Raw genomic sequence first — 14,874 nt, 5'->3', positions numbered from 1 at the left:
TATTTTGAAAGGAGTGGACCGGTGATTACCCAGGCTGAACAAACGTTACACGAATATTTTGGCTACACGTCATTCCGTCCCGGACAGAAGCAAATCATTGAACAGGTTTTCAGCGGCACACCCACTATGGGGATCATGCCCACGGGAGGCGGGAAATCCATCTGCTACCAGGTCCCATCCCTTCTCCTGCCCGGCCTGACCCTCGTCATCTCCCCCCTCATATCGTTAATGAAAGACCAGGTCGACGAGCTACACGAAGTCCAGATCAGCTCGTCCTATATTAACAGCTCACTAACGTATGAGGAGACAGAAGAACGCATCGCCGACATCCGCGCCGGTCACACCAAGCTTCTCTACGTCGCACCTGAGCGGTTTGAAGTCCCTTCGTTTGTTAACATGCTCAAAGGACTCAACGTGAGCCTGATTGCAGTCGATGAAGCTCACTGTGTATCACAGTGGGGTCATGATTTCCGCCCGAGCTACATGCGGATTCCCCAGGTGTTAAGCCAGTTCCCGAACCGGCCTGCCATACTCGCCCTGACAGCCACCGCTACACCCGCTGTCCGTGACGACGTATGCCAGGCGTTCGGCATCGAACAGAGCAACGTCGTACAGACAGGCTTTTCCCGTGAAAACTTAAGCTTTCACGTATTAAAAGGGGAAGTAAGAGATCGGTACTGTGCTGATTACATTAAGAAAAACGAAGGCGAACCGGGGATCATCTATGCATCGACGAGGAAAGAAGTAGAAAGCATCCAGGAATTTTTAACCGCAAAAGGCATTGACGCCGGCAAATATCACGGCGGCATGAGCCAAAACGCCAGGGCAAAAAGCCAGGAAGACTTCGTGTACGACCGCATTCAGGTGATGGTTGCCACGAACGCCTTTGGAATGGGAATTAACAAATCCAACGTCCGCTTCGTCATTCACTACCAGATTCCAAGAAACATTGAAAGCTACTATCAGGAAGCAGGACGTGCAGGACGGGACGGAGAGCCAAGTGAGTGCCTTCTCCTCTACTCTCCCCAGGACATCCGGGTGCAGCAGTTTCTGATCGACCAGTCTGACTCAAGCGATGACCGGAAGCAAAATGAATACCGGAAGCTCCACCAGATGGTTAACTACTGCCACACTGAAGGCTGCCTCCAGACGTACATCCTCGACTACTTCGGGGATAAAGACGCCGTACCGTGCGGACAGTGCAGCAACTGCACAGACGACCGGGAAACAGAAGATGTCACCCGGGACGCCCAGATGGTCTTTTCCTGCATCAAACGGATGAACGAACGCTTCGGAAAAACGATGGTCGCCCAGGTGCTTACCGGTTCCCACAACCAGAAGCTTAAGGACATGGGATTTGAGCGCCTCTCGACCCACGGTCTTATGAAGCAGTATACGATCAAAGAAGTCGCCCAGTTTATCGACTACCTCGTTGCAAAAGACTACCTGCGCATGACCGACGGCGCCTACCCGGTGCTCATGCTCACTGAAAAAACACTGCCTGTTTTAAAAGGCGAACTCCCCGTCGCGAAAAAAGTGGAGAAGCGCCCGACTGTTATTACAGAAGCTCACCCGCTCTTTGCCGAGCTGCGGGAACTCCGGACAGCTTTGGCTAAAGAAAACAGTGTAGCTCCCTACATGGTCTTCTCTGACAAGACGTTAAAGGAAATGTGCGATAAGCTCCCTCTTGATGAAGAAGCGATGCTTGAAGTCAAAGGCTTAGGTGCTCAAAAGTTCGACAAGTACGGTGAAGCCTTTCTCGCCAGAATCCGGGGCTATCTCGAAGCGAACCCGGAAGAAACTCCGGCAAAAACAAGCACACCAGCACGGAACAGCGGCATCGCAAAAAAAGACAAGACTCCGAGCCACCTGATTACACTCGACATGTTCAAAAGCGGAAGGACATTAGAGGAAATCGCATCCGAGCGCGGATTTAAAGCTGTGACAGCCGGCGAGCACCTCATCCGCTGCGCAGAAGAAGGGCTCGAAGTGGATTTCACCCGCCTCGTCTCTCAAGAAGAAAAGCAGACGATCCTCAGTGTCATTGGAGAAGTAGACCCTTCTGAAGGTCTTAAGCCCGTTAAAGAAGCTCTCCCGGAAGATATTGATTATTTCCAGATCAAAGCAGTCCTTCAAGGGTTCGTTCATGCCTGAGTCTGTCCCCGGTCATCAGCGAAGGCACTGAAAAAGTTCGATCTTTAACCTTTTCCAGTGCCTTCTAAGCAATGAGCGTAACGCTTGCACTTTTTAAAAGCCTGATACGAGTGGGTTTCTCGTAACAGGCGCGCAACCGGGTGGAGCCATTGCCATTCAAATAAAAGGTACTGAAAAAGTTGTTTTGTACTTTTTCAGTGGCCTCGTCATCAGTGGCCCGGGCTTTTGCATACCTCCTGGTTTTCACTCATACGATGGGTAATAGCAAATCGCATGAAAAAACAGGAGGTTACACATGTACCCTTACCGATACCCCCAGCACCAGGCACGCAACAACACCAGTAAGCTGAAAGTAAAAGGCGAGGGCTCCGTTTCCGCAGCACCGGACAGAGCCAACATCACTGTGGGCGCCGTCACAGAGTCCACAGAAGTAAGCGAAGCACAGCAGGAAAATGCCCAAATCATTTCGCAGGTCACATCGGCGATCACCACATTGGGTGTACCGGAAGAAAGCATTCAAACCGTGGAGTACCGCATCGATACCCAGTACGACTTTGTAGACGGAAAACAGGAGTTCCGCAGCTACCGCGTCACCCATCTGCTGCAAGTAACACTTGATGACATTACCCTCACCGGTTCTGTAATCGACGAAGCTGTAGAAGCCGGCGCCAACACGATCTCTTCCATTTCATTCTCGTTATCCAACCCTGAGGTTCTTTATAATCAGGCCCTTGAACTGGCCCTGCAAAACGCGAGGGAAAAAGCCGAAACAATAGCCGCCGAGCTCGGTGTTGCCTTAAGCACACCACCTGTTTCAGTTGTCGAGATCTCACCTTCCACCACACCAGTCCCGTTCCAGACAGCACTCTACGCCACATCAGAAGGTACACCGATTCAGGCAGGGACCTTGACCATCCTCGCGCTGGTTGAGGTTGAATATAGGTATTAACGAGCGTCCGGATGAGAACCGGCGCTTTCCATCAAAAAAAAACACCGCCCTTTTCTATAAAGAGCGGTGTACTTTAATATGAAACAGGCTCCCTGAATCAGGGTACTCCACCATATCAGGTTCCTGTAAACCTTCAGTCGCGGTGGTGATAAACAATTCATCACCGTCAGGGCCGCCGAACACACAGCACGTCACATTTTTAGCCGGCACCTCAACCTTATCAATCCACTCCCGTTTCCCCGGATCCACAACAGCGACACCGTACCCGCCAAAAAGGGCAATCCACAGGTTTCCGTCCCCGTCAATCGTCATGCCGTCCGGATAACCGTCCTCTTCCTGAAACGTGTAAACGACCTCTTCGTTGGCCAGTGCACCTGTTTTGGCATCATAATGGAACTGATAAACCGTTCTTGTGGGTGTATCAATGTAATACATTGTCTGAGCCCGTTTGTTCCAGGCAAGTCCGTTGGAAATGGACACGTTCTCCATCACGGTCCTCCTCGTTCCATCCTCGAGCCACACGTAGAGAGCGCCTTTTTCCAGCTCTCCCTTCTCATTCATCGTTCCTGCCCAGAGGCGTCCCCAGGGATCTTTTTTTCCATCATTAAACCGGTTGTCGTCCCCCACATCCACACGGTCAACGACTTCAATCTTGTTCTGCACTTTTTCCCATATATAAAGGCCGTCCTCCAAAACCACATACAACTCGTTATCATTTTTTTCTGCCAACGCACACGGCCGTTTATCCATCAGGTATTGCCGGACTGTGTTATCAGCCCCATCCATTTCATAAATAGCTCTTCCTTCAATATCAACCCAGTAAAGCTTTTCTTGACTTTCGATCCAAAGAGGACCTTCTCCAAGTTTATTTTCACAGCCGATCAACTTCTCAGCCTTCATGTCCGCCTCACTCCTACTCACTTTCTGTAATAGTAAAGTCTACCACCAAGTAAGGAGGAAGAAACATCTCTCCTCAGCTGCCTATAATCACAACTCAGTTTCAGCTTTAATATACGCAACTATATACTACAGAGATTCGTTATAATCATTTATATTTTTCCCGAGGAGATTCCCGCTAAAAGCGAGCGTTTGAAACGGAGCCTCCTCCCAAAGAGCATACCTTCTTTTCTTTTATGGAAGGCAGAGATGCACCTTATTATGTTAATTAGAGGTTCTTGTATTTGATTTAAATTTCTTTTTGGCTTTTCTGCCCGCTCTTATATACTCTTTTATTGTTTTCATATGATCAGGGGTAAAGCCTCTCTTTGCAGGACCTCGGTTAATCTCAAAGACGTGGATGCTGCCATCTCTCATCACTCCCACATCTGTACCAAAAATCAGCTGATAGTTATAAGATGGACCAAGAACCTCTGCGGACAGCAAAGAGACTTGTTTAATTTTCTCAAGCAGACCTTTCTGTTTATTAAGAGGTATGTTACAGTTGCTCATCGCTTCTTTAAAGCTCACGACACTTCCCCCTGTATTTGCGTTTGTAATCAGCTTCCCATCACCGGCCACTCGCAATTTATAAGCTGTCACCTTCCATGGGTCATTGATTGAATTGCGCTGGATAATGACCCGCATATCAAAGGGGTTGCCATTGACCACTGCCGTGTGGATTCTTTTTTGAATAATATATGATACCTTCCCAATCCGCTCTCGTAAAAATCTGTATAATTTATGTTTTTTAATAAATAAAAACTGTTCATCAAAGATTTGTACTACATAACTGCCATCTTGCTTTGAGACAAAATAAATGTTTTTCCCCTTAAGCCCTCTGTTCGGTTTTATTACTATATCCCCATGCTCATCAAGCATTTGATATAACCTTTTTTTCCCTACCCATCTTCGTGTATGCGGAAGATACGGGGCCAGCTCTTCAGATTTTTTCATAGCCAGGTACATTTTATACTTATTTCTTCGCTTTATTTTAATCGGTTTCATGCTCATCTTTGTTACCTCCAGAAAAAGACACATTATATAGATAAGCTATGCTCGTTTATAAAAAGGGGGCAGGGTATTTGAAGGAGATCAAAGACATTCTTTTTTTAGCTCATAGCAAAAAGAAGCTGCCGGGTCTTATTACCCGGCAGCTTCTTTCCCTTTGACAATCTCTCAATATACAGCAGAGATCCCGTACTGGCTTTCTTTTTCCTTTACAAAAGCTGAGATGGCGTCATCAAGCATTTTCAGTCCATCATTAACCTGCTCTTTTGTAACAGTAAGAGGGGGGATCATACGAATCACTTCACTTTCGTTTCCGCAAAAATAGAAGAGCACCCCATTCTCCAGCGCTTTATCAAGAATGTTGAAAAGAGCCTCTCCGTCCCCTTCGCCGGTATCAGGATCTACAATTTCAATCCCGATCATAAGCCCGACAGCGCGGATCTCACCAATAACCGAATGCTTCTTTTTTAAATTTTCAAGTTCTGATTTCGCATACGCTCCAAGGTTTTTTGCATTTTCAAGCAGATTCTCTTCCGCGATCACATCCTGAACCGCAAGTGCTGCTTCACAGGCAATCGGATTGCCTCCAAAGGTCGTACCGTGACTTCCCATCGGCCACTTGGCCATCAGTTCTTTCGACGCAACCGTGGCACTCAATGGAATCCCGTTGGCAATCCCTTTCGCAATCGCCATAATATCCGGCGTTACTCCGAACGTCTGGGCAGCGAACATTTCTCCCGTTCTCCCAAAGCCTGTCTGCACTTCATCAAAAATGAGGAGAAACCCGTAGTGATCACAAAGCTCCCGCACTTTCTGAAGCCAGGATGCCGGTGGAATCACGTAGCCGCCTTCTCCAAGAACCGGCTCCAAAATAACTGCCGCCACCTCTTCAGGCATCACCTGATGGTTAAACAACGCTTCAAAGTCCGCTTCCAGTTTATCCATTAAGTACTGCTCTTCATCCACCCCTTCAGGTACCGCACTTCTATCGGCAAACGGAACTTGAAAGGTGCTCGTATGAGGCTGAAATTTCCGGTATTTGGCCTTGGACGTACTCACACTCATGGCTCCCTGACTCCTGCCGTGAAAGCACCCTGTAAAGGAAATCACATAAGGCTTCGCCGTTACGTGACGGGCAAGCTTCAACGCCCCTTCGATCGCTTCCGTTCCGCTGTTGGCAAAAAAGAAGCAGTCAAGATCACCTGGAAGGACCTCCGCCAGACGATCAGCCAGTGTCAATATGGATTCATACATAATCACACCGGACGGACCGTGAGCAAGAGAATCCGCCCCTTTACGGATCGCTTCAACGACCTTCGGATGACGGTGCCCTACATTGGTCGTGGCAATCCCTGATGTAAAATCCAGATACGTCTTCCCATCCGCACCGTAGTAATAGCAGTCTTCTTCTTTGACCACCGGCAGATTCGGATGGTCCTTCGCCATGCTCGGAGCAAGGCGGTCACCCATGTTGTCGTATTTGTCTTTCCATGTATAAGTCATGATCCATCGCTCCTTGTCAGCAGTTTAAAAGAAAAACAGATGTGCCATAAGCGCCGCAATCGGCAGCGTAATGAGTGTTCGCTGGATAAAGATCACAGCAAGCTCTGTAATGGTGAGTGGTATTTTCGAACGGATCAGCAAGATCCCGATTTCAGACATATAAATCAGCTGGGTCAGAGAAAGTACCCCGATCACAAAGCGCGTCAGCTCGGATTCAATTCCGCTTCCGATCACTGCCGGCAGGAACATGTCCGCAAATCCGACGATCATCGCCGGTGCCGCAGCCTCCGCTTCCGGCAGGCGCAACAGTTCCAGAACCGGCACAAGGGGCGCTGACAAAATGTTAAATACCGGCGTAAACTCCGCCACGATCAACGCTACCGTTCCAAGCGCCATCACAAGAGGCAGCAGTCCGACCCAGATGTCCATAACGTTGCGCACTCCTTTTACAGCTACAGACTGGACACTTTTCACGCTCTGGGCCTTCTCAACACCCTGTGTCACCGCCCACTTAAAGGTGGACACATCACTCGGGGTTTCTTCATTAATTTTCTGACCCACCGGTTCGTAGTACGTATCTTTTTTCCAGGACAGCGGGGGAATACGCGGGCAGATCACCGCAGCCGCAAGCCCTGCCACAATAACAGTAAAGTAAAATTCAACAAAACGGTGTTCAATTCCGATCACATTTGCAATCACCAGACTAAAGGCGATGGATGCAATAGAAAAGTTCGTCGCTACTACCGCTGCTTCCCTCTTGGAATAATACCCGTCTTCATACTGCTTTGTTGTAAGCAGCACGCCGACCGTCCCGCTTCCCATCCAGGACGCCATAGCATCCACCGACGAGCGGCCCGGCAACTTGAATAAAGGCTGCATCACCTTTCTCACAAGGGTTCCGATAAAATCCATCAATCCGTATTCAAGCAACAGAGGCATGAATAAACTTGCAAACAAAAACCAAACCGCCAGTACAGGTAAAAGATCATATAATACGACCCCGCCGGTAAACTCATGGCCGATGAGTGCCGGCCCCCACTCCATGAGCGTCATGACCGCAAACGCCCCGCCAACGAGCCTGAGCGTGAGCCAAAACGGAGGAACCCGGAAAACAGTTGAAACTCCGGGATACTTGTCCATCATCGAAGCTGGTGCAACAGAAGCCAGCAAACTCACAACTCCCGAAACAGCAAGTACACCTGCCAGTATAACAGGAAGAGAACTTCCGAGCGCGTTTTGCATACCGTCCGCCATAACACCTAGTCCAATCGTTACCGTGCCGTTAATAGACATCGGAACGAGGAAGAGCAGGATTCCTATTAAAGAAGGAATAATAAACGTTAAGTACTGCCTCAGTGTATATCCTTTTGATTTCGTTTCTGCATAATTTTCCTGATAGTGTGCGCGCTCCGCTTTCATTACAGTTCCCTCCGGTTGTATTTATATAAATGATAAAGTATAAAAATTAATGGATCCGATAGTTTGTAATACTATCATACTACTGTATATACATACAATACTATTTTTGAATTTACAGAAGGCAGTTTTTTCTAAGCTCTATTTTTCACTTTCGTTTGTTTATTTTTCACTTTGAGTGATTTATCTTTCACTTTTGCCGCTTCATTTTTCACTTATCCGGCTGCACAAAAAAAGCTGCCGAAAGGGCATCACCCCTTCAGCAGCTTCTTACTTATTTCGGCCTGTCAATCGTAAAAATCTCTCCCAGCGGTGCATACTCTTTACCGCCAAGACGGGCAATCGGTTTAAGTTTATCAGCCTCCACTTTCCCCGCCTCGTCAAACACCTCATCTGCTACATGATAATGAACGATCCGTCCGAAAATCACATCCGTCTCCCCTTCATTACCGGTGAACGTCAGATGTTTTTCAAGTTTACATTCAAACCGAACCCTCGCTTCTTTTAACCCGGGCACGTCAATAGCTGTACTTTCGACCGGTGTGAGGCCTACTTTTTCAACCTCACTTTCATCGGGAGGAAGATTCGCCGCAGTCGCATTCATTTCCTCCACGTTCGCCTCGTCCGTGACGTGAACAACAAACGAGCCTTTCTCCACAATGTTACGGGACGTATCCTTCTTGTCTCCACCCCGCCTGCCGATTGAAATCATCACCAGAGGCGGGTCTGCGGACACGACATTAAAATAGCTGAACGGAGCCGCATTCAAAACCCCGTCCTCAGAAAGGGTCGTCACAAACGCAATCGGCCTGGGCACAATTGTCTGGGTTAAAAAAGCATAGTTTTCTTTTTTTGAGAGACTTGCCGGGTCAATGGCTTTCATTCTATTACTCCCCCTTTAACAGCTTTTTGTACCAGGAAGCGGCATTTTCGATCTCTTCACGGGTGAGCTGATGTCCCTGATTTGCCCAGAACACCTCTACATCGGCACCCGCTTTTGCAAGAGAAGCTTCAAGCTCCTCTGTTTCTTCCGGCGCACAGATCGGATCATTTTTACCCGAGCCGATAAAGACAGAAGTCCCGCTCAGATCAGGCAGATCGATGCCTCTTCTTGGCACCATCGGATGAAGAAGTGCTGCACCGAAAAGCGCGTCTTTATAGTGGTAAAGCAGGCTTCCGGCAATGTTCGCCCCGTTTGAGTAGCCAACCGCAATCACCTTGTCACGGTCAAATCCATGCTCTTTCGCCGCCTCATCTAAAAATGTATGAAGCTCTTTTGTACGAAACACGAGATCCTCTTCATCAAACACACCTTCACGCAATCTGCGGAAAAAACGCGGCATCCCGTTTTCCAGCACGTTTCCCCGGACACTTAAAACAGATGCTTCTTTATCAATCATGTCTGCGATCGGCAGCAGATCCCGTTCGTCTCCTCCTGTTCCGTGCAGAAGCAGCAGCGTATAAGGATTGTTCTCGCTTCGCTTTTCGAAAATGCTTTTCATTTTATCCACCTCTATTTTGGAATAGTTATTGGTAGTACAATATTTTCGATTTTTTCCCGTGCCGGTTCAAGCCACGGAGGCAGCTTCAGGCTTGTGCCCAGCTCAGGTTCTTTTTCATCCCACCCAAAGCCGGGCGGGTCGGTAGCAATCTCAAAAAGCAGACCACCTTTATCTCTGAAGTAAATAGCCTTAAAATACTGACGGTCCATTACTTCTGTCGGCCGGTATCCGTGCTCCTTCACATGACTTTGCCAGTTGAGCTGATCCTCATCATCAGCCGCACGCCAGGCGATGTGATGAACGGTACCCACACCCAGGTTTCCGAGCTCTGTAATGGACGTATCCAGGTCAATGATGTTCCCCAGGTTCCCTTCAGCTTCAAAGCGTACGAAATTGCCATCGGTCCCGACCTCTTTCAGCCCCATCACATTCGTAAGAAGCTCCCCGGTACTGTCCGGGGCTCCGGTATAAAGAACGGCACCGCCGAATCCTTTTATAGCCTGCTTTTCAGTAATGTTCTCATAAGACCAGTCACTCTCCAGCCCCTGGTCCCGGGCTGCAATTTCAAGCTTTAGTCCATGTGGGTCGGTAAAACTGAGGAACTTTTCCCCGAAGCGTTCCGTCTTGTCGTAGTTGTACTGTTTTCGAGTAAGTCTCTCTTCCCAGAACGGGAGCGCTCCTTCAGGAACCACAAATGTGGTCACACCTACCTGACCGGTACCGATTTTTCCTTTTGCAGCTTTATCCCACGGAAACGTGGTCATAATTGTGCCCGGCGATCCTTCACGGTCCCCAAAGTAAAGATGATACGTTCCCGGGTCGTCAAAATTCACCGTCTTTTTAACAAGACGAAGTCCCAGAACATCAACGTAAAAATCAACGTTCTCCTGAGGATTCCCTACAATTGCCGTTATGTGGTGAATACCTTGAATCGGTCTGTCCATAAGGTCCTCCTTAAGTCTGAATGTTCATGCTTTCAAAAAGTAAGTAGCTATCTATGTATTATGATATACCCCTTTCACAGTGATTTCAAATCATATGATTTAGTCTGCTCGAATTGAGAAGTGCCATTCCGGAGGGAGGATGATTTTTATGGAGAACTATTACCCATTTATGCAGAGTTTCATAGTGTTTATGAAGAACTTCCGTCCATTTCTAAACACTTTCCGCCCGGTTATGCAGACATTCCGACCCGATAAAGAGAATACGACACTATTCGCCAATCCTCCACTCTCTCGAACAAAAAAAGCCTGTTAAGGCCTTTGGCGGTAAATATATTCTTTTATCTGCTTAATATCTCTTTGGGCTTCGTCAAGGCTTTTCAGGCTGTCCGCCTGCTTTTCAATCACAGAGATATAGCGTTGTTCCCGCTCATTATTCATCTTGAATACCCAGCGAACGCCATAAATAGCCGTGCCGAGCAGCATGACGAAGAGCAAGCCGAATATTCCCAGACCTGTCTGAATGCCGTAGCTGATTAATGAATCCCACATAGCGTTCTTCCCTCCTATGAATCTAGTATTTATAATCTATGTACTATCAGCATATGCAGGTGGACAGGTTTGTTTCGGGCAGGATGCCAGCGTCAAAATTCATATTTTTTCAACCTTTATTAACGCCTCCTGCTATTTAACTACTCAAAAAGAAGCGCCTTCTCAGTTGTCACCCGAGAAGACGCCCTTGTTTATGATGTTGTCTGCATTTCCTGTTTGAGCTGGCTGTGATAGAGACCGTGATAGAACCCTTCCTCTTCCAAAAGGTCATCATGGGATCCTTTCTCTACGATCTCTCCATGGTCGAGAACGATAATCTGATCAGCATTTTGAATCGTATTCAGGCGGTGGGCAATCACAAAACTCGTGCGCCCTTCCATCAGCCGTTGAAGAGCTTCCTGAATTTTTATTTCCGTCACCGTATCAATACTGCTGGTGGCTTCGTCCAGAATCAGGATCGACGGATCGGCCAGGATCGCCCGGGCTATGGCCAGAAGCTGGCGCTGTCCCTGACTGATGCCACCGCCGTCCACACTGAGCTTTGTATTAAAGCCATCCGGCATTTTTTCAATAAACGAGCGTGCATTGGCGAGGCTCGCCGCCCTCTCCACTTCTTCATCTGTTGCATCAAGGCGCCCGTACCGGATGTTCTCCCGGATCGTTCCTTCAAACAAAAACGAATCCTGAAGTACAAAGCCCATATGCTGACGGAGATTCTCCCGTTTCACCGTCGTAATGTCCTGACCATCGATCGTAATTTCCCCATCAGTGGCTTCATAAAACCGGCTCAGAAGATTAATGAGCGTTGTTTTCCCCGCCCCCGTCGGCCCTACAAAGGCGACCGTCTCACCAGGGGCTGCTTTAAAACTAAGGTCATTGATCGTGTCATCGTTTCCTTCATAAGAAAACGACACGTGATTAAATCGAACAGCACCGGCAACCCCGGCAAGCTCAAGGGCCTCCGTTTCATCACTCGCCTCTTCTTCCTCATCGATAATGTTAAACACCCGCTCAGCACCGGCAACCGCAGATAACAACAGGTTAAACTGGTTGGCCAGGTCGTTTAACGGACGGGTAAACTGGCGGGCATACTCTGCGAAAATGACGATAACCCCGATGGAAATCATCCCATTTAACGCCAGAATTCCACCGACAAAGGCAATGACTGCGAAGCTGAGGTTATTTAGCATATTCATCAGCTTCGGGATAAAACCGGAGAAGGTCTGGGCCCAGAACGCTGTGCCACGGAGCTTTTCGTTTTTCTCCATAAAGTCTGCGATCACTTTTTCTTCCTGGGAAAAGGTCTTTACGATCCGCTGGCCGCTCATCGTTTCCTGAATGTAGCCGTTCAGTTCTCCAAGGTTTTGCTGCTGGGCTTTAAACAGCTTGCTTGTGCGTTTCGTAATCCACTTCATGCCAAACACCATCGCCGGTATGATCAGCATTGTAATGAGGGTAAGAAGCGGACTGAGCCAGAGCATGACAGCCACTGTTCCCACAAGAGTAAGGACACTTGAAACAACCTGGATCACCGAACTGTTCAGTGTGTTACTTACGTTTTCCATATCGTTGGTGACGCGGCTCATCAAATCACCGTGCTGGCGTTTATCAAAAAACGGAATCGGCAGCTTATGAAGGTGCCGGAACAGCTGGGTCCGCATTTTGAAAACCGTATCCTGGGCAATCCGGATCATCCACATATGCTGCTGCCAAACCGACAGGGAATGAAGCACATAAACAACGGCCAGAGCAATTAGCATGTAGCCAAGAGCACCGATATCGTTTTCCACAATGTAGTTATCAATGGAGACCCCTACAAGGAAAGGTCCGAGAAGAGCCATGGCTGAACTTAACACGATCATCAAAATCACGTAGGTGAGAAGGCCTTTACTCTCAGCAAGGTAGCGGCCGATCCGCTTCACCGTGCCCCAAAAGTTATCGGCTTTCGGTTTTTGAAACGAATAAGCCCCGGCTTTTTTTGTTTCAATTTTATCGAGGTCAATTTTTTTATACTGGAAAGGCTTTTTCAACTCGTTAAGCATGGCCGGACCTCTCCTCTCCAAGCTGTGAATGGTAAATCTGCTGATACAGGGTGGAGTGCTCGAGCAGCTCGGCGTGGGTTCCTTCTGCTGTCACTCTGCCGTCTTCCAGCAGCAGTACTTTATCCGCATTCATGGTGGTGCTCATCTTCTGCGTAATCAGAAGAGTCGTGCACTCGTAAGTATCGAGAGCGTCTAGGAGTCTCGCTTCGGTTTTCATATCAAGGGCACTGGTGCTGTCGTCAAGGAGGAGAATTTTCGGCCTCCGGATCAGCGCCCTTGCAATGGACAGGCGCTGTTTCTGGCCTCCGGAAAGGTTGACCCCTTTTTGCCCGAGTTCCGTGTCATACCCGTTCGGCAGCTTTTTAACCGTCTCATGAATCTGGGCATTTTTTGCCGCTTCCACAATCTCCTCCATGGAGGCGTTTTCCTTCCCCCACAGGATATTGTTTTTGATCGATCCGGTAAACAGCAACGCTTCCTGCGGCACAAATCCGATCTGCTTTCTCAGTCTCTCCATTGTCATGTTGCGGATGTCCGATCCGTCAATATAAATCGTTCCTTCATTCACGTCATAAAGACGGGGAATGAGCTGGAACAGGGAAGACTTACCCGAGCCGGTAGCCCCCATAATCGCCACCTTTTCCCCCGGATTCACCTGGAAGGAAAGATCTTTCAGTACCGGTGTTTCTGTTCCCGGATAATGAAAGGACACCCGGTCAAAGGCAATCTTTCCGTCCTGGATTTTTTTATCGGCACTCGCATCTTTTCCGTCAACAAGATCAATCTCTTCATCAAGAACATCCGCCACACGCTGGGCTGACGCTTTTGCACGGGAAAAAATCATAATAATCATAGAGAAAACGGTCATCGCTCCACTCATCCTCGTTGTATAGTTCACGATTGCTACAACTTCCCCGACTGTCGCGCCTCCGGTATTCACCTGGAAACTTCCGAACCAGAGAACAGCCATAATACTCAGGTTCATAATGAGAAGAATGATCGGCATTGTGATTTCCACTGTACGAAGAGCAGATACGGTCCGGTCCTTCAGCTCACCGCTCGCCTTTGTGAACCGTTTATTTTCATGGTGACGGCGGGTGAAGGCTTTAATTAGGCGGATCCCTGCGAGGTTTTCCTGAACCACACCATTCACATTGTCGACGCGCTTTTGGACTTCCTTAAAAAGACGGCCTGCTCTTTTCATGATCGACAGAAGAAACGCAAGGAGGAGCGGTACACCGATCACCAGAATCAGTGCCAGCATAGGGTTGACGATAAACGCCATAATCACACTTCCGATAACGAGAAGAGGTGCACGAAGCATAATCCGAAGACTCATAAACAGCGTATTCTGCAGCTGGGTCACGTCATTCGTCATGCGTGTAATCAGAGATGACGTAGGGTATTTACTGAAATTCGAAAATGAGAAGGCCTGAATTTTACGAAACAGACTGCTGCGAAGTTCGTACCCTGCGCCCTGGGCTGTGTGGGCAGCAAAAAACGAGTTCGTAATCCCTGCTGCAAAGGCCACAAGGGAAAAAGCAATCATAATGATTCCCCAGTACATCACCTGGGAAAGGTCTCCCTGCATGATGCCGTCGTCAATAATACGGGACATAAAATAAGGATGTAATAATTCTACTGCCAGCTCCACCAGTGTGAGGGTTAACGCCACCGCAATCGGCAGCCGGTAAGAGCGTAAAAAGGGAAACAAAGTTCTCATGTTGCGATCCTCCATTGACTCAGTCAGTAACCATGTGTATTCCGTAATGGGAAAATTCAGAAATTACTTCCCGTAAAAAGTTCGTTAATCTAAAGTTTATCATAAATTTACTATTTCGGGTAACGAAGTGATTCGTTTTCTTCTA

At 48.1% G+C, this 14,874-nt stretch carries 12 protein-coding genes; 2 read left to right on the top strand and 10 right to left on the bottom strand.

The window, feature by feature from the left end; translation table 11 throughout:
* Window positions 1-21 precede the first annotated feature (21 nt).
* A complete protein-coding gene (recQ, locus tag JSY36_RS04500; protein ID WP_205165424.1) occupies window positions 22-2,154 on the top strand; it encodes a DNA helicase RecQ in 2,133 nt (710 codons plus the stop codon).
* Between the two features lie 295 nt (window positions 2,155-2,449).
* A complete protein-coding gene (locus JSY36_RS04495) occupies window positions 2,450-3,103 on the top strand; it encodes an SIMPL domain-containing protein (RefSeq protein ID WP_236784562.1) in 654 nt (217 codons plus the stop codon).
* A gap of 54 nt (window positions 3,104-3,157) precedes the next feature.
* Here the strand turns inward: JSY36_RS04495 and JSY36_RS04490 are convergent, their stop codons facing one another.
* From JSY36_RS04490 to JSY36_RS04445, 10 genes are all read right to left on the bottom strand, one after another.
* Complete coding sequence (locus tag JSY36_RS04490; RefSeq protein WP_205165423.1) at window positions 3,158-4,003, bottom strand: SMP-30/gluconolactonase/LRE family protein; 846 nt, start codon at window positions 4,001-4,003, stop codon at window positions 3,158-3,160.
* Window positions 4,004-4,264: 261 nt separating this feature from the next.
* Window positions 4,265-5,053, bottom strand: a complete 789-nt coding sequence (locus tag JSY36_RS04485; RefSeq protein ID WP_205165422.1) for a YheC/YheD family protein — start codon at window positions 5,051-5,053, stop codon at window positions 4,265-4,267.
* A 165-nt stretch (window positions 5,054-5,218) separates the two neighbouring features.
* Window positions 5,219-6,553, bottom strand: coding sequence for an aspartate aminotransferase family protein (locus tag JSY36_RS04480; RefSeq protein ID WP_205165421.1), 1,335 nt, complete (start codon window positions 6,551-6,553; stop codon window positions 5,219-5,221).
* Window positions 6,554-6,577: 24 nt separating this feature from the next.
* On the bottom strand, window positions 6,578-7,972 hold the full coding sequence (locus tag JSY36_RS04475) for a YjiH family protein (RefSeq protein WP_205165420.1): 1,395 nt from the start codon (window positions 7,970-7,972) through the stop codon (window positions 6,578-6,580).
* Window positions 7,973-8,243: 271 nt separating this feature from the next.
* Window positions 8,244-8,852 carry a flavin reductase family protein gene (locus tag JSY36_RS04470; RefSeq protein ID WP_205165419.1) on the bottom strand — a complete coding sequence of 203 codons (609 nt, stop codon included), beginning with the start codon at window positions 8,850-8,852 and terminating at the stop codon, window positions 8,244-8,246.
* A 4-nt stretch (window positions 8,853-8,856) separates the two neighbouring features.
* Entirely contained in the window at window positions 8,857-9,471 is a 615-nt protein-coding gene (locus JSY36_RS04465; RefSeq protein WP_205165418.1) for an alpha/beta hydrolase, read from the bottom strand.
* A gap of 11 nt (window positions 9,472-9,482) precedes the next feature.
* Window positions 9,483-10,415, bottom strand: coding sequence for a ring-cleaving dioxygenase (locus tag JSY36_RS04460; RefSeq protein WP_205165417.1), 933 nt, complete (start codon window positions 10,413-10,415; stop codon window positions 9,483-9,485).
* Window positions 10,416-10,724: 309 nt separating this feature from the next.
* Entirely contained in the window at window positions 10,725-10,964 is a 240-nt protein-coding gene (locus JSY36_RS04455) for a BhlA/UviB family holin-like peptide (RefSeq protein ID WP_205165416.1), read from the bottom strand.
* Between the two features lie 191 nt (window positions 10,965-11,155).
* Entirely contained in the window at window positions 11,156-13,006 is a 1,851-nt protein-coding gene (locus tag JSY36_RS04450) for an ABC transporter ATP-binding protein (protein WP_205165415.1), read from the bottom strand.
* Window positions 12,999-14,729, bottom strand: a complete 1,731-nt coding sequence (locus tag JSY36_RS04445) for an ABC transporter ATP-binding protein (protein ID WP_205165414.1) — start codon at window positions 14,727-14,729, stop codon at window positions 12,999-13,001. Before JSY36_RS04445 ends, JSY36_RS04450 begins: the two co-directional genes overlap by 8 nt.
* Window positions 14,730-14,874: the final 145 nt, after the last annotated feature.

Source organism: Alteribacter salitolerans (genome assembly GCF_016901055.1).
GTDB lineage: Bacteria > Bacillota > Bacilli > Bacillales > Salisediminibacteriaceae > Alteribacter > Alteribacter keqinensis.
Note: the sequence above shows the minus strand (reverse complement) of the source record. Positions and strands in the feature narration are given on the sequence as shown.